Origin of the sequence: Pedobacter sp. ASV12 (assembly GCF_016429155.1) — a bacterium.
Taxonomy (GTDB): domain Bacteria; phylum Bacteroidota; class Bacteroidia; order Sphingobacteriales; family Sphingobacteriaceae; genus Pedobacter.
Genome location: NZ_JAELUC010000055.1, coordinates 1 through 17,341, shown reverse-complemented (window position 1 = coordinate 17,341; position 17,341 = coordinate 1). Strand labels below are relative to the sequence as shown.

Genomic DNA, 17,341 nt, shown 5'->3' with positions numbered 1-17,341 from the left:
TAAATCTCTTCATTTCTTAATGGTTAAACACCAATGGTCAAACATTAAGGTATTTAAGTTCATTAAGACAAAGCAAGTTCTTATTTCCTATTTTTTTTTGTAGTTAAACCCTAATCTTTATGGGATAATCACATAGTCTGGGCTCGACAACAGGCACAGGTTGTAGGTCTTCGAGTAGTTGTTGCCTTCATTATTCCCATAAGATCCAGAGAAAAGCACGTCGCTGGCCAACAAATCATAGCCTGGCTGGATTACATATACACCATCTGTGTGAACACCCGGAGGCAAAAACGGAGAGGTTGTGCCAGGTGCCAAACCAACCAATACGGTAATGGCATAAGTAGGCTCCAAGCGCTCGGTCATGTTGGCATCTTTGTAAAAACGGATCATGTAGCTGCCACGTGTTTCGGTGCTCCAATTATCTCCATTGTTCTCTTCTACGGTATAATCATCTTCAATTTCAAGATGGGCATAAACCTGTGCACGGCCCACCAGGCTACACAAGACAATACTGAATAATAAAATAACTTTTTTCATTTTTTTGATGATTTAATTTAACTTTTACTAAAGATAAAATATAATTATTAGCTATATATTAACTGATTATGAATTAAATTACTTCGGCAACATACTGCTCGCCGAAGCGGTCGGTAGCCACCACTTTTACCTTTTTAACCGATGGGGCAAAATGCGCCAAGAACAGATGATCGGTGTTGCTTGGTTCGGCAAATGTTCTGCCTGCCGGCAACTTATCGCCCTGGTAAAGCTGTACCGCCATAGGATCTACACCCTTCTGTTGTGCCATCTGGCCCATGGCCTTATCATCTAAGAAATATTCTACTTTCCACTCGGGATCCCAATTCCAGACATTGGCTATCAGGCGTTTTTGGTTAGTCAGTTCATCAACATAAATGCGCAACTGCTCTTTCTGATCCAAACCTGTGCCTTGGTAGTGCCATTTGAGCTTGGTTCCCTCTACCTGGTAAACCCCATAGCCTCTTGGCGCACCATCGCCACAAATCGGCCCCGTCCACCAAGCACCGCAAACCGTACCGTGGTTATGCTCAAAAATGCCATCGGTAATTACGTTGCGGTTATAGTGTGTATGGCCCGACATGATATGTACATTAGTGTATCCTTTAAGCAGGGCATAAAAATCCTGATTGTTTTTAACTGCATTATGTACCGGAATATGCAACGAAATAATCAACAAGGCATCTTTAGCGACATGTTTCAGGTCTTTCGCCATCCAATCCAACTGGGCTTGGGTAATAAAACCATCATATTCTCTTTCCTTGCCTAAGTAGCGAACATCGTCCAATACAATGTAGTGCGCCTTGCCCCTGTTAAAAGAGTAATAGGTTGGTCCGTAGTATTCGCTGAAGGTTTTGTCTGAGGTTTCGTCGCCACCCTGGCGATAATCCATATCATGGTTGCCCAAGGCCTGAAAAAAGGGAATGCCCATCTGTGCTACAGCCGCATCGTAATCTGGAAACAAGGCAAGGTCATCCCAAACCAGATCGCCAACACCAATGCCATGTACCAATGGCGTATTCATGGCTTTGATGGTTTTGATGGTATCTGGTACCGATGTGCTCATCATTTGGGCTACGTCTTTTTTATTTTTCACCTGCGAATCGGCCCAGATAATGAAATTATGCTTGTTATCGTCTTGTTTAAGTTTTTCGAGTTCGAAATTGTACTCGGTTTTGTTGCCCAGCACATGATAATGCCTCGAAATATGTTTTTCGGTAATAAACTCATAACCTGCTGGTACGCTGAGCCAAACAAACTTGGCTTTTTCGTTAGGTTCTAAGGCATAGTTTCCACTTTTATCGGTTACTACTACGCTATAACCGTCTGATACGATTACACCGGCAATGCCTTTTTGGTTTTTATCGGTAATACGCCCTGTAATTTTGCTCTTTCTTTTGGTGGCGGCGAGTGAATAACCTTTTAAGCTGATTAAAAAAGCCGTGGTAAACAGCCCTGCCTGCTGTAAAAATGATCTTCTATTCATGTTAGGAATGTGCAATAACTGATTGATGAGGCATCCCGGATGTATACCGGGATGCCATTTAGGTTTTTATTTTAACTCCGTTGCATTGGTGGTCTCAATCTCGCTGATGGCAGAACTACTGCTCAGCTTGATATGGATATGCGACCTGGCTTTTACCCATTTGCCCAGAGTAGTATCGAAAACGCCACCCAAGGCAAACCAGTAACCCTGACCAGAGCCATCAGCAGCGCCCGCATTAGGTTGATAGGTAAATTTTTGTGTGTTTGATCCCGAAAGGAAAAAAGGCTGCGCCTTATTGGTATTATGGTCAACCACATCGTAAACATCGGTATTGCCGATGCGGTAGCCCACTTGATTTGCCGAGTCGTACAGGCTGCCACCATTGTGAACAAAAACCACATCAATCGGTACAGTAGTCTTATCAACAGCAATACCACGGAAAACAGCTATACCAAAAGCATTGCCACTATTGGCCAATAAATTGGTGGTCGAGCTTCCCCTGGTGGTATTCGAAGAATTGAAAAACGGACTATTGGTATTGTAAGCTGCCGACCTGATCCATTTTGAAGCAGCAATAGAAGTTGACCCAGCACCATTAATTAATTTGTTAGAAGCACCTACGTAAAAAAACTCGCCTTTTGATACCGTGCCAGCGGTCAGCTCTAGCTTATAGGTTTTACCACTTCCAGTCGCCCAACCTTCTGCAGGATAGCCAACCGGAAGTGTGGCACCTGCATTGTTGTTGGTGACGATGGTGAATTTGGTATCCGCAAAATTGATATCCTTAGTGGCCCTGCACTGAATATATTCGGCATTGGTATCGCTGCCTTGAGGGTCGTTAATGAAACCTGTGATGATGAATTCTGGAACATCGGGTGTTGAACTTAACACGAAGGCATCAGCAAGCGTACGGATATAAAACCTTGGCTGCAACTTGCCATCTTGTATGCCGTTTAAAACAATACCTCTGTAATCGGCAGAATACGGCGGAGTAGTATTTGCAAAAACCGCATTGTTCTGGGTAAAAAGTATAATATCTCCCGTACCATCATTCAATGTCTTGCTACCCGCAAATACTGCTGATGGGGCCAAGCTCGGATTATAGGTTCCTTTCCAGATATTCAAAAAGGTGCTTTCGTATTTATCTGGCTGACTATTAATAAGGTTAATGAACCCCCTGTTGATGATCAGTTTTCGGCCAGAGGAGATTTTGGTTACATTGGCACCAGAAATGCCGGTAACTTCCAGTATGCCATCTACTCTTTTCAAAACACCGCCCTCTATTTTAACATGTACCGAATCGCCGGGAACATATTTGGCAGCATCGGCACCGATGTTGATGGCGATACCGCGCAGCGAATCGATGCCATTGCCGGTTGCCCTTAGGTTTTGCACCACCAAAAGTCCGGCCGGCAAGTTATTGCCCGAGTGATCTGAAATGACCTGGCCTTTTAAAGAGGTGGCCGCCCGCATGTTCTCTTTGGTTAAGGTCACATCGGCACCGCGGTATAACTTGCGCAAATCGAAATTGGAGATGAAGTCGCTCGGCGTACTTATAATATAATCGCTATCTCTTTTGCAACCCATCCAAATGGCAACACAAGCCGTGAGGAGGAAACAATTTATCAATATCTTTTTCATAAAAATCTTGTCTATTATTCAAAAATTAAGGCTTTTGCCACCAAACACGGGTACTGATTTCGTCGGGCCCTTGTGCAGCAACGGCATTTTTATAGCTGGTTGGATTGGCCGATTGGCTGATGAGCGGATAGCTCATCCTGGCAGGCATTACCCCTCCGTTGGCCAGTCCGGTTCCTTTTGGCAAAATGGGATGGCCTGTACGGCGATATTCGTACCATTGCTGGAAATCGACCAGGAACATGGCGTAATATTTTTGGCGGTGGATCATTTCCAGCTTGCTGTTGCCATTGATATCGGTATTATCCAACGGCAAATAATCCAACCATTCAATATCAGCTGTCCTGATGTAATCTAAAAAGACCTGATCTGTTGCTTTTGACATGTAGTTAGGCAGCCAATAATTGATGCCATCAACGATACCTTTGTTGTAATAGGATTCGGCGTTGCCATTGATCCAGCCCCTTACGGCGGCTTCGGCCAAAATAAAATCAACCTCTGCACAGTTCATGATGATACCCGTGTAAGGGTCTGTTTGCAAAGTAATGCCTGCATTTTGTGCATCCGAATAAAAATAAGCCTGTTTAGGCATACCCGTTCCGGGCGCATAGCCACTCGGCACGCCCACATAGCCTCCTGTTGCACTTTGGGCTATACCCCAACGATTTGTACCACCCTTGCCCAAGGCTCCATTCAATCGCGGATCATTCCAGGCCGCCAACTTGTCGATAAAAAAGCTCGTTATGGCCGTACCCCTAAAATCGACAGCCCTCACCCCAATCATGTACGGCGACGAATACACCGCTGTACTGCTGTTGGTGCCATTCCACAAAATTTTGGCGGTATGGTCATTGTTTTCCATAATTGGATATTTGGCTGGGTTGGTATCGATCATTTCCTTGATTTTTGCAATCGCCTGTGCCGAAACTTCCGATTTGCCCGAAACGCGCAACAGCAACCTCAGGTACAGGGAATTCCCTAACCTTCTCCATTTATTTACATCACCTTTGTATACCGGATCGCCAGTTGGAATAATAGCATTACCGGCTTCTAGCAGCGTATTGGCTTCTTCCAGTTTTTTGAACAAGTCGAGATAAATATCCTTCTGCTTATCGAATGCCGGTTCATAAACTCCTTCCTTGCCTTTGTTGGCATCAAAATAAGGTACATCGCCATAAGTATCGGTAAGCAGCTGGTAAACCCAAGCCTGGGTAATCAGCGAAATGCCCTGATAAGACTTGTTCAAAGTAGCAGGCTGGCTGGCTATGGTATAAATGTCTTTCAGGTTGGTTAACTCGGGGTACCAAACATTCCAGGTATAATCAGACCACGAACGTCTGTAGTCGTACCTAAAAACCTGAGCTTCTGCATCGCTGAGCGCTACGGTAACCTGCATCAATTCGTTGTTAAACGAACGGTTACGCGACATATTGGCGTACAAAACATTGACCAATGCGGGTGCCAACAACTGGTTTGCCGTTGTAGTGCCCTTGCCGATCGGATCGGTATTGATGGCTTCAAAATTTTTATCGCATGACGAAAGGCTGATGCCAAATGCCAACAACAAGCTATAACTGATTTTATTTTTAATTCTTTTCATTTCTTTTTTCCATTAAAGACCAACTACTAAACGTGCCCCAAAAGTGCGGGTAGAAGGCAACTGACCCGTTTCGAAACCTTGTGTAATATCTGATCCGGCCAGGGTTCCGAACTCCGGATCGAATGCAGGCCATGGCGACCAGATGAACAGGTTACGGCCATATACGCCGATGGTCACTTTATTCAGCCCCAAACTACTTACCAATCTTTTGCTTAATGCGTAGGTGATGTTGGCCTCTCTAAACTTCAGGTAGTCTGTTCTGAAAACACTTCCTTCCGCTTGGTCTGATCCGTAAAGCGAGGTATAGTAATTTTCGAAGTTGGTAGCAATCACATCGTTCTTACGGAAGGTACCATCTGCATTTTGAACCACGCCGGGTCCGATAACACCATTGTAGCGACCTGGCAAGGTGACCTTGAGTTTACCCAAAGCGGCCATCCTCGAAAAGGTAAGCGAGTGGCCCACTGCCCCTAGTTGCGCATCAAACAGGACATTGGTGCTAAACGAACCATAGCTAATGCCTGTACCAAAACTGAATCTGAATTTGGGGATAGTGTTTCCGAGATACATAAGATCAGTCGTATTGATTTTGGCATTGCCGGTAACAGCATCATAAATAATCTGGCCATCGGGCGAACGCATAAAGCCCCTGCCGTACAAATCGCCCATGCTGCCACCTACGTTAGCCACAACCTGGGCACCGCCCAAGGCACCCGAACGCAGGATAACCGAACTGTCGGCCAGCTCCTTGATTTTGTTGCGGTTGGCAGAGAACGTACCATTCAATGTCCACTTGAAGTTTCTGCGTTGCAACACGGTGCCGTTTGCCGAAAGCTCGATACCTTTGTTATCAACCCTGCCGGCATTAAAAATGGCAATGCTGTAACCGGTAGCGCGGTCTACCTGGCGACTCAAGATCTGGTTTTTGGTATTGCCCATGTAGGCGGCAAAATCCAGGTTAAGCCTGTTGTTAAACAACCTCAACTCGGCGCCAACCTCAATCGTAGTTGTTTTAAGCGGTTTTAGATTTGGGTTTGGCAATATGCTTGGATTGGTCATGGCGCTATCCGGATAAATGCCGTTGGCGGCCAAAGCATAATTGTAGGCCGTTCGATACGGGGTTGTACCCCCACTGCCTACAATAGAAACCGATGCCCTTACTTTGGCAAAATTGATGGCTTTTGGCATCTTCCATAAATCTGATGGCACAAAAGACAAGCTGGCCGAAGGATAGAAAAACCCAACGTTATCGGTACGGGTTGGTGTGGCCAATACGCTGCTCCAATCTTTACGACCGGTTAAGTCTAGATATAGGTAGTTTTTATAGCTTACCGACATGGTTCCATAAAAACTGTTGATCCTGTATCTTGCCGTATCTGGAACAGAAATCAAAGGATTGGCATTATTATCCAATCTGTAAACGCCAGGCACAACCAATCCGTCGGCCCGAAGTTCGGCTTTTTTGTATTCGTTTCTCAATTGGCTACCACCTACACTCACCGAAAAATTAACCGAACGGCTAACCTGTTTCTGGTATTTGAGCATAAAATCGGCGCTGGCCTCGTACGAGTTGATATTTTGCTCCCTGTATGAGCCTTGCGCAAATTTGTTGCCGGCCGCATCATACGGACGCTTGGTTTCGCGTACATCCTTAATCATATCCAAGGTAGCCCTTACCATTAAGCTCAATGCTTTGGTAAAGTTATAAGTGGCCTGTACGTTTCCGGTTAAGCCGTTACGTCGTTGGGCATTGATGTATTGCTCCGATATGGCATAAGGGCTTTCCGGATTGGTAGTGGTAATGTTTACAAACTGCAGGAGTTCTTTCCCCGGCACCCAATAATCTCTGTACCAGTCAACATTGACGTTGGGCTGGGCAAACATGAACCAATACATCAACGATTGGTTGCCATAACCCGTAGCCGGCAAATTGTCGCTATGCCTGTTGTTGTAGGCTGCCTTTACCGACAGGTTAAAGTTTTTGGTGATTTTCGAATTGGCCGATAAAGACACTGAAGTACGCTCCAAGCCTGTGTTAGGCACAATCCATTCGTTATTGCCATGGCTTGCCGAAAAACGAAGCCCTACTTTTTTAACGGTACCATCAATGCTTATCGAGTTGGAAGTTTCGTAACCTGTTCTAAAAAAGGCATCAATCGGATTTTGATAGGCAACCCACGGCGTTCTGGTCGTTCCGCGCGTTTTCGTAGCCGGATCGTATTGATAATAATAGGCGCCTGGGGTAAAAGGCGCACCCCAGGTAGCACTGGTTGCATTTGTACTGGCGCCATCTTCGGTAGCACCATAAGAGAAATAAGGCACGCCATATTGACCTTGACCAAATTCGGTCTGCACATCAGGCCCACGGTTTACCTGTTCCCACGAAGTATTGGAAGTAAAGGTAATTCCGATTTTCTTTCTTTTGGCGTTGGCCGATTTGGTTGTGATAATTACTGCACCATTGGCACCACGCTGACCGTACAAAGCCGCTGCTCCCGGTCCTTTCAATATGGTTACGCTTTCGATATCATCGGGATTCAAATCGTTAAGGGCACTTCCAAAATCGGGAGGCATAATGTCTCCAGAAGTACCGTAAACACCACCAGACGAAGCTGCCGTACGCCTAGAGCTGCTGCTGGCCACTACCCCATCAATAACAATGAGCGCTTCATTATCGCCTGTCAAATTGTTTTCGCCCCTTAAAATGATCTTGTTCGATCCGGCAGGACCGCTGTTACGTACCAAATTCAGTCCCGCTACCTTACCCGACAAAGCGTCGGTCCAGTTGCTGGAGATGGCATCGGTTAGCTGGGTGCTGTCTATTTTGGTAACGGCATAACCCAATGAGCGTTCCTCGCGTTTGATACCCAGTGCCGTCACCACTACTTCATCCAAAGCCGTACTTGATGCTTTAAGTACCACATTGAGCGTAACCGTTTGGTTAGCCACAACTTTAACCTGCTGGTGTCTTGCGCTTTCGAACGAGATATACCTTACTTCAACCGTATAAACATTAGGTTCGAGGTTGAGGCTAAAAGTACCATCGTTGGCACTTTGGATAGTCCTGTTGACTTCAACAATATGGATAACCGCTGCCGGGATGGGACTGCCACTATCGTCGGTTACCCTGCCCGCTAATTTACCTGTAGTGGTTGCCCTCTTCACAATCAGGATATTTTTATCGCCCGCTACCTTAAAAGTAACCGGAAGATCTTTCAAAATCAGGTTTAAGGCTTCGGCAACCGTACGTTCCTTTTGGGCAATCTGCACCTTTAGCTGGTCGTTAAACTGGCTGTTGTTATAGCTGATGCTCATGCCGCTCAGTTTTTCGAGTTGCTCAAATGCCTGTTTAATCGTGATGTCGTTTGCACTGAACCTGATTTTCTTATCGGTTTGTGCATACACTTGGGCAGGCAGCAGCTGCACCAAGAGCAATATCATGCAAATTAATGTCTTTATTGCACGTTGATGGGCATTTCTTGCCCACCGGAAATTAATTTTCATATATTTATTCAATTTTTTACTTATAAATGCGTTGTCAGCGTGTTTTAGGAAGCCAGAGCCGTTATCAGCGAACTCTGGTTTTTTTGTGTAATCGTCAATTTTTTATGCCATAGTTTTTTCGTGCTTTAATAAATAGTGATGTTGTTTTGTTTAATATCGTAATGGGTGCCTGCAAGTTTCGAAAGCACCTCCATAACCTGCTTGATGCCACATTTGTCGAATTTTGCCGTTAGTTTCAGTTGGGCTGTTCGAGGCTGTTTGAAGCTGATCTTTACATCGTAAGCCCGCTCTATCGAGGCTGCAATATCCTGCATTGACATGTTGTAAAAAACCAGCTTATATTGTTTCCAGCCACTTACATCCGTGGCATTGATGCTTTGTTTCACTATTTTTTCGGTAGTGGCATCAATCAGCAGCTGTTCGTTAGGCAACAGGAAATTGATTATATCTTTTTTATTTGCCCTTTGCAGCACTACGCCAACCTTTCCGGTTTCTACGGTAACCTCTACGGCTTTGGCCGGAAATGCCTTGATGTTGAACGAGGTACCCAACACGGTAGTCGATACTTTGCCGGTTCTGACAACGAATGGCCTTCTTGCTTCGTGCACCACATCAAAAAAGGCTTCGCCCTCTAATTTTACTTCTCTTTTATCGGTACTAAAATGGGCGTTGTAGCTCATGCGGCTACCGGCATTGAGGTAAACTATCGAGCCATCGGGCATGGTAATTGAACGTTGCTCGCCGTTTGGATTGCTGATAACCTTTACAATGGTCTGTTGCCCTGTCTTGGCCCGGTCTGATTTAAACAGCAGCAATCCGATACCACAAACCATCACTACCATGGCCGCCATAGCATAGCGATGCCACCCGCCTAGCTTTTTTATTTTAGGCTTTGGCTCCTCGTTTGCCAAGCTTTGCGAGACGTGATTGGCAACAAGCGCCCAGCTCTTGGCCTGGCTGGTAGGTTGCTGTCCATACCTTTCTGCAGCTTCAAGAATCCTCAGTACCTCGCGGAATTTACGCTGGTTAGACTCATTGCGCTCAACCCAATACTTGAGTTGCTGCAGTTCTTCGCTATTGATCGATTTGTTAAAATAATGTGCTATTAACTGATAGTAGTATTCTTCCATTAAAATCCGTGTTCTATAGCTAAGACAGGAATCTGGAAGTTCAATACGTAGTTAAAAAAGTTAAGTTTATATTAAGAAAAAGTTAACCGGCAAGAAACTGCATTAAAGTTGATTTGGCGAGGTCTTTACCATGTGTTGCAGGGTTTTGATAGCCTGGTACAAAGTGGTTTCGACCGTACGTACCGAAATGCCGAGAATAGCAGCAATGTTATTTTTGTCTAAATCTTCTAGCCGGCTCATCAGCAGCACTTCTCGTTGGCGTTCGGGCAAAAGCCAGATCAGCTGCATCATTTCATGATAAGCTTCTTTGCTCGAAATGATATCGAACGGGTTAGGTCCGGTATGTGGCAACTCGACAGCGGACTCGTAATCTTCGCAATAGTCGATTTTGTTTTTAGGCCTTTGGGCATGATTAATGGCCATATTTTTAGCTGCGATAAACAAATAGGCTTTCACCGATCTGATTTCTTGCGTAGAACGGTTGTCCCACAACTTGATAAAAAGATCGGCAATAAGCTCTTCGGCCCTGCTGTAATCTTTTAAATGGATGGCAATGAACCTGCAAAGCGACTGGTAATATCGGTTGAACAAGCACTCTAGCGCCAAGCCGTCATTGAGCTTAATTAAACCGATCAGATCTTCATCATTTAGCACCCTGTAATTAAGTTCCATTTCATGGGCTAAGCTATAAAGCTATTGTTATCCATTTGTTAATTTATATTTAACTTAAAAACAAGAACAGCAAAAGCCTTTAATTCAAAGCTTAATTATGGGATGGCCAATGTTAACATTAGCAAAAGCCTTATTGGTTGTTGTATTTATTGATTACATTTATCCTGATGCGCAAACCAGACCATTACCTTTTTGCCACCCAAATTGATTGGGACATCATCATTATTGGTGGTGGGGCAACCGGATTGGGCATTGCCGTTGATGCAGCCAATCGGGGCCTCCGAACCTTATTGGTTGAACAGGCCGATTTTGCCAAAGGCACGTCGAGCAGAAGCACCAAACTAGTACATGGCGGCGTAAGGTATTTGGCGCAAGGCGATATCGGATTGGTAAAACATGCCTTAAGAGAACGTGGCTTATTGGCCAAAAATGCAGCGCACCTGGTCCATAAAGAAGAATTCATCATTCCCTGTTATTCCTGGTGGTCGATACTTAAATATGGCATTGGCCTTACGCTATACGATTGGCTGGCCGGCAAACTGAGCTTTGGCAAATCGCGCTACAGACCCCAAAAAGAAATAAGCGCATTAATGCCCGGCATTAAAAGCAAAGGACTGAAGGGCGGCATCAGTTATTTCGATGGCAAATTCGACGATGCCCGTCTGGCCATTAACCTCATGCAAACTGCACAAGAACAAGGTGCCATGCTCATCAATTATATGCAGGTTACCCGGCTCCTCAAAAATGGCGATACCGTTTGTGGCGTTGAAGTAAAAGATGCGCTGTCTGATGGTCGCTATAATTTCGGCGCAAAATGCGTAATCAATGCTACCGGTATCTTTGTCGATGACATTTTAAAACTCAACAACCCAAATGCGGCTCAAATGGTACGTCCGAGCCAAGGCGTGCACCTGGTGCTTAAAAGGGAGTTCTTAAACAGCAGCTATGCTTTAATGATACCCAAAACCAGCGACAAAAGGGTACTTTTTGCCGTACCTTGGCATGAACATCTATTGATTGGCACCACCGACACCCCCATTGAAGAACATAGCCTCGAACCTAGGGCCTTGCAACAGGAAATAGATTTTATTTTGAACAATGCGAGTGCCTATTTTGAGAACGAGCCTACCACCAGCGATATCCTGAGCGTATTTTCTGGCCTTAGACCCCTGGCTGCCCCAGCTAAAGCAGGGAAAAATAGCACCAAAGAAATTAGTCGCGACCATAAATTAGTAGTTTCTGCCAAAGGCTTGCTCACTATTACTGGTGGCAAATGGACTACTTACCGCAAAATGGCCGAAGACACCGTAAACCTGGCCATCGGCGAAATGGGCCTTGCCCCTCGCCCCTGCGCTACCCAGCATTTGCCCATACACGGCAATAGCCAGGCCACAGGTAACGATTACCTCAATACCTACGGCACAGACCGCAAGCATATCGAAGATTTGTGCCTGCAAAGACCAGCGCTGTTGGCACTTTTGCATCCAAGTTTCCCCTATATGGCAGCAGAAGTAATCTGGGCGGTACGGAGCGAAATGGTATTGACGGTAGAAGATGTGCTGAGCAGAAGATTGAGGGTGCTATTTATCGATGCCAAGGCCGCTATTGAAATGAGTACGCTAGTAGCTGGACTGATGGCTGCAGAATTAGGCCTCGACAAAAAATGGGAAGCAGACCAAATCGAAAAATTTAATAAATTAGCTAATGGCTATGTTTATCAAGGGCAATAAATACTTGACTAACTAAAACCTTAACCAAATATATACTTATGGGCAACTATGTGTTAGCGCTCGACCAAGGAACAACGAGTTCGAGAGCCATTGTATTTAACCGCAGTGGCGAAATCGTATCTATTGCGCAAAAAGAATTCAAGCAGATTTATCCCGAAGCCGGATGGGTTGAACACGATCCGCTCGAGATATGGTCTACCCAATTGGCCGTTGCGGCCGAAGCCATCGTCAAAGCCGGATTAACGGCCAAAGACATCGATGCCATCGGCATCACCAACCAGAGGGAAACCACCGTGGTTTGGGACCGGGCAACCGGCCAGCCGATATACAATGCCATTGTTTGGCAAGACAGGCGCACTTCGGCCTATTGCGACGAAATCAAAAGCAAAGGCTTGGCCAAATCCTTACAAGATAAAACCGGACTGATTATCGACTCCTACTTTTCGGCTACCAAAGCCCGATGGATTTTACAAAACGTACCAGGGGCAACAGCAAAAGCAGCCAAGGGAGAATTGGCCTTTGGCACCATAGATACTTGGTTAATATGGAAGCTAACCAACGGAGCAACCCACGTAACCGATGTAAGTAATGCCTCTCGTACGTTGCTTTACAACATCCACACCTTAACATGGGACGAGGAGTTGCTTGAGCTTTTTGGCATTCCAAGCTCCATGCTGCCCGAAGTAAAGTCATCAAGCGAAATATATGGCGAAACCGCCGGACAAATACTGGCAGCCAAAATACCGATTGCGGGCATAGCCGGCGACCAGCAAGCCGCTTTGTTCGGACAGATGTGCATTGAGCCAGGCATGGTCAAGAACACCTACGGTACCGGATGCTTTATGCTGATGAACATCGGAAAAACACCAAAAATATCGACCAATAATTTGTTAACCACTATTGCCTGGAAACTGAATGGCGAAGTTTATTATGCCTTAGAAGGCAGTATTTTTATTGCTGGCGCTGTTGTACAATGGTTAAGGGATGAGCTGGGCTTCATTTCCAAATCGGCGGATGTAGAAAAACTGGCCGCCAAGGTAAAAGATACGCAGGGCGTATACATCGTGCCTGCCTTTGCGGGTTTGGGAGCTCCTCATTGGGATCAACATGCACGCGGCACCATAACCGGACTAACCAGGGGTACCAATAAATCGCATATAGCCAGGGCGGCTTTAGAAAGCATCGCCTATCAAACCATGGATGTGCTCAAGGCCATGGAAAGCGATGCGGGTGTCGGCATTGCCGAATTAAGGGTTGACGGTGGCGCTACGGCCAACAATCTGCTAATGCAGTTTCAGGCTGATGTACTGGACTGCAAGGTCATTAGGCCCAAAATTACCGAAGTAACGGCCATTGGGGCTGCCTACCTGGCTGGCTTGGCCACCGGATTTTGGGAAAGTGTAGCACAAATCAAATCGCAGTGGCAGATAGACCAGACCTTTACCGCTACCGAAGGGCTTGACAACACCGCAAAAATCAAAGGCTGGAACCGCGCCATCAAAGCGGCCAAAATTAACGCTATCGAAAATGACTAAAAACATAAACAAATGTCACCATATCTTGCAGAATTTATAGGAACCGCCATCATGATCCTTTTGGGAAACGGCGTAGTGGCCAATGTGGTCCTTAAAGGCACCAAGGGCAACAACAGTGGCTGGATCGTTATTACCACCGCCTGGGCGTTGGCCGTTTTTGTAGCCGTGGTAGTTGCCGCGCCATACAGCGGCGCACACCTCAACCCCATCGTAACCTTGGGCGCGGCCATTGCTCACAAATTCGCCTGGAATTTGGTTCCGTATTATGTATTGTCGCAAATTGCAGGAGCCATGCTGGGTTCGTTTTTGGTGTGGCTGATGTACAAAGACCATTTCGATGCTACCGACGATCCAGGCTTAAAGGCCGCTCCCTTTGCCACGGCACCAGCCATCAGAAACAACATGTCGAACCTTCTTTCTGAGGTAATCGGAACTTTCGTGTTGATTTTTGTGATTTTTTATTTTACCGATCCAAGCTTTGGCAAGCCTGAACTCACCACCATCGGTATGGGATCTATGGGCGCTATTCCGGTTGCTTTTCTGGTTTGGGTAATCGGTTTATCTTTGGGAGGCACAACTGGTTATGCCATTAACCCGGCCCGCGATTTAGGTCCGCGCCTTATTCATAGCCTCATCCCCATGAAAGGCAAAGGCAGCAGCGATTGGAGCTACGCTTGGGTACCGATTATAGGTCCGGCTATCGGTTCTACCCTGGCAGCCTTACTTTATTTGGCATTAAAAGCATAGAAATACGGCACATTGCTTATTTTTGAAACCAATGAGCAAAGCCCATTCATTTTTGGAACAACGGTTAAAAGAACGAAGCGAAAAGGGGCTATGGCGTTCGCTAAAGCACGAAAATTCGCTGGTAGACTTTTCTTCTAACGATTATTTGGGTTTTGCGCACTCGGCAGCCTTGCATCAATACATCAATGCAGAAACCAAACGCATTGCGCCAGGCCTAAACGGTTCTGGAGGTTCACGCCTGTTAAGTGGCAATTATGCCTACACCGAAGCAACAGAAAGCTGGATCGCCAGTTTCCATCAGGCCGAGGCCGGATTGATTTTCAATTCGGGTTACGATGCCAATATAGGCTTGCTATCTGCTATTCCACAGCGTGGCGATACCATTATAACCGACGAACTTATTCATGCCAGCTTAATCGATGGATCGAGACTGAGCTTGGCCAACCGTTTTAAGTTTGGGCACAACAACATCAACGAACTCGAACAAAAGCTAAAACAGGCTACAGGAAACATCTATGTCGTGGTAGAAAGCATCTATTCGATGGATGGCGATGCAGCACCACTAAAAGACATGAGCGAGCTCTGCCAAAAATATGGAGCCAACTTGATTGTCGACGAAGCGCATGCTACCGGCATATTCGGGCCAAGCGGAGAAGGATTGGTGATGCAGCTAGGCCTGCAAAATGCTGTTTTTGCCCGGATTGTTACTTTTGGCAAGGCCATTGGCACGCACGGCGCTATCATTTTAGGATCGGCAGTGTTGCGCAATTACCTTATTAATTTTGCCCGCTCTTTCATTTATACCACCGCTATGCCTTTGCACAATATCATCGCCATACGCTGTGCCTACGAGTGGCTGACGAAGGAAAAATATACTGAACAAATACATCAAAAAATAGATTCATATAACCTATTAATCAACAAGTTAAACATAAAAAATATTCAAAGTACAAGTGCCATTCAAACCCTCCTTTTCAATAACAATAGCGAAGCTAGAAATGCAGCTTTGCAACTGCAGGAAAAAGGATTTGATGTGAGGCCTATCTTAAGTCCAACGGTACCCGCAGGCCAAGAAAGGCTCAGGATTTGTTTACATACCTATAATACGGAAGCTGAAATTACCGCTTTGGTTCAGCAGCTTAAAGAACTGATTTAAAATGTCGAATAAATATTTTATAACCGGAATTGGAACCGGAATTGGAAAAACCATTACCAGCGCAGTAATTACCGAGAAACTACAAGCCGATTACTGGAAACCCATCCAGTCGGGCGATTTGGAGCAAAGCGACAGTCTGGCCATTCAAAACCTGATCAGCAACCACCAAACCGTTATCCATCCCGAAACCTATCGGCTTACCCAGCCCCTTTCGCCACATTTGTCGGCAAAGTTGGATGGTATTGCCCTCGAGCTCGACAAAATCGTACTTCCTGCTACCGAAAATACATTAATTGTAGAAGGCGCCGGTGGCTTAATGGTACCGTTAAACGACAAGCACCTGATTGTAGACCTGATTAAACACCTTGAGCTGGAAGTGATTTTGGTATCGCAAAACTATCTGGGCAGCATTAATCATACCTTGCTCAGCATCAACCTCTTAAAGCAGTACCAAATTCCGGTAAAAGGCCTTGTATTTAATGGCGTGACTAACCCAGAAAGCGAAACCTACATTTTAACCTATAGCCAGCTTCCTTGCCTGGGGCATATTCCCTTGCTACAGAATCCCGACAAAACGACCATTGCAAAGGCTGGCGAAGGCTTAACCCTATAACAGGTTTCTTACCTGCCCAGCGCGTAGGCCGAAAAAGGGATATAGCCTTCCTTGTTCTCGAACTTTGCATCAGGAACTACAAGCTGCAAACGGTGTTCGCCTTTCGGCAACTTATCGAGCTTGATTTTGCGCAAAGGAATAACAGCGCCAGGGCACCAGTTAGAAAATTTCTGCCACTGCTCATCGGTTTTAGGTGTTTTACCATAAATCCCATTCGATTGTGTATTGTATTGCCTGTAAGGCTCGCAGGTGTTTTCGCCAGGGATATACTTCAGTTGCAACACATTATCTACATAAATGTAATGTACTCTCCTGTTGTATTCTTCTCCATTTTTATTGGCGCCGTGATTGGAAGAAATGATAAAAAACTCTACGTCTTTGAGGTTTTTCTCGGTTTTAAAAGTATAGGTCCGGGTGGTTTTGCCTAAGCTATCCGTGGCTTTGTAATTATTAAGCGAATCGCTGTAGGCAATCGGGATCAGCTGATACGCTGTATTTGATCTTTTCTGCCCAGCCTTAACATCAAAATAAAGATTGCCTATAAACACATCATTTCTGCCTTCGCATCCCTTCACCTGCTTCTGCGCTGCATAAGGCACGCCGAAAACATTCATCTGGATATAAAAATCGTATTGGTTTGCAAGAGACTTATTGCCCACTATCTTGCCAATAGCAGAGGCATCCCATAAATAAGGCCTAACATTAGGTTGTTTGTTCATGTCCATAAACGGCGTAATGTAGCGACCAATTTCTATACGTTTGGCTACAGCCGGATAGTTCTTGCCTTTTTCGATCAATAGCAAGGCTACATTGGCAATACGGTCGTAATTGTCGCAGGCGGCTTTCAGGTCTACCTGCATTTTAACCTCTCCATTTATCAACAAGGCTATCTCCTTGTCGTTGAGCTTTCTGGTGTAGGACTGTCTCTTATACACATCTAAAAGGGGGGGGGGGGGGGGGGGGGGGGGGGGGGGGGGGGGGGGGGGGGGGGGGGGG

At 45.7% G+C, this 17,341-nt stretch carries 13 protein-coding genes; 5 read left to right on the top strand and 8 right to left on the bottom strand.

Going from position 1 to position 17,341, the window contains the following annotated elements; all coding sequences use genetic code 11:
- Positions 1 to 117: 117 nt before the first annotated feature.
- The 7 genes from JHD69_RS13260 to JHD69_RS13230 form a co-directional block, all read right to left on the bottom strand.
- Positions 118 to 537: a hypothetical protein gene (locus JHD69_RS13260; RefSeq protein WP_199140822.1), complete on the bottom strand. Its 420-nt coding sequence runs from the start codon at positions 535 to 537 to the stop codon at positions 118 to 120.
- 73 nt (positions 538 to 610) lie between these two features.
- On the bottom strand, positions 611 to 2,020 hold the full coding sequence (locus JHD69_RS13255; protein ID WP_199140821.1) for a calcineurin-like phosphoesterase C-terminal domain-containing protein: 1,410 nt from the start codon (positions 2,018 to 2,020) through the stop codon (positions 611 to 613).
- Between the two features lie 66 nt (positions 2,021 to 2,086).
- Positions 2,087 to 3,661 (bottom strand): DUF5689 domain-containing protein, encoded by a 1,575-nt coding sequence (locus JHD69_RS13250; protein WP_233165901.1) that lies wholly within the window; start codon positions 3,659 to 3,661, stop codon positions 2,087 to 2,089.
- A 25-nt stretch (positions 3,662 to 3,686) separates the two neighbouring features.
- Positions 3,687 to 5,258 carry a SusD/RagB family nutrient-binding outer membrane lipoprotein gene (locus JHD69_RS13245; protein ID WP_199140820.1) on the bottom strand — a complete coding sequence of 524 codons (1,572 nt, stop codon included), beginning with the start codon at positions 5,256 to 5,258 and terminating at the stop codon, positions 3,687 to 3,689.
- Between the two features lie 12 nt (positions 5,259 to 5,270).
- On the bottom strand, positions 5,271 to 8,699 hold the full coding sequence (locus tag JHD69_RS13240) for a SusC/RagA family TonB-linked outer membrane protein (protein WP_199140819.1): 3,429 nt from the start codon (positions 8,697 to 8,699) through the stop codon (positions 5,271 to 5,273).
- Between the two features lie 188 nt (positions 8,700 to 8,887).
- Entirely contained in the window at positions 8,888 to 9,892 is a 1,005-nt protein-coding gene (locus JHD69_RS13235; RefSeq protein WP_199140818.1) for a FecR family protein, read from the bottom strand.
- A 102-nt stretch (positions 9,893 to 9,994) separates the two neighbouring features.
- A complete protein-coding gene (locus tag JHD69_RS13230; RefSeq protein ID WP_199140817.1) occupies positions 9,995 to 10,564 on the bottom strand; it encodes an RNA polymerase sigma factor in 570 nt (189 codons plus the stop codon).
- A gap of 167 nt (positions 10,565 to 10,731) precedes the next feature.
- Between JHD69_RS13230 and JHD69_RS13225 the strand changes: the two genes are divergently transcribed.
- From JHD69_RS13225 to bioD, 5 genes are read left to right on the top strand one after another with little or no spacing between them, the layout of a single operon-like run.
- Positions 10,732 to 12,294: a glycerol-3-phosphate dehydrogenase/oxidase gene (locus JHD69_RS13225; RefSeq protein WP_199140831.1), complete on the top strand. Its 1,563-nt coding sequence runs from the start codon at positions 10,732 to 10,734 to the stop codon at positions 12,292 to 12,294.
- Positions 12,295 to 12,332: 38 nt separating this feature from the next.
- Positions 12,333 to 13,829 (top strand): glycerol kinase GlpK, encoded by a 1,497-nt coding sequence (glpK, locus tag JHD69_RS13220; protein ID WP_199140816.1) that lies wholly within the window; start codon positions 12,333 to 12,335, stop codon positions 13,827 to 13,829.
- Between the two features lie 12 nt (positions 13,830 to 13,841).
- Complete coding sequence (locus JHD69_RS13215; RefSeq protein WP_199140815.1) at positions 13,842 to 14,576, top strand: MIP/aquaporin family protein; 735 nt, start codon at positions 13,842 to 13,844, stop codon at positions 14,574 to 14,576.
- Between the two features lie 31 nt (positions 14,577 to 14,607).
- Positions 14,608 to 15,732, top strand: a complete 1,125-nt coding sequence (locus JHD69_RS13210; RefSeq protein WP_199140814.1) for an aminotransferase class I/II-fold pyridoxal phosphate-dependent enzyme — start codon at positions 14,608 to 14,610, stop codon at positions 15,730 to 15,732.
- A gap of 1 nt (position 15,733) precedes the next feature.
- On the top strand, positions 15,734 to 16,345 hold the full coding sequence (bioD, locus tag JHD69_RS13205) for a dethiobiotin synthase (protein ID WP_199140813.1): 612 nt from the start codon (positions 15,734 to 15,736) through the stop codon (positions 16,343 to 16,345).
- 8 nt (positions 16,346 to 16,353) lie between these two features.
- On the opposite strand, the gene JHD69_RS13200 is transcribed toward bioD, so the two are convergent.
- The coding region (locus tag JHD69_RS13200; protein WP_199140812.1) for a peptide-N-glycosidase F-related protein at positions 16,354 to 17,341 on the bottom strand (988 nt) is incomplete at its 5' end.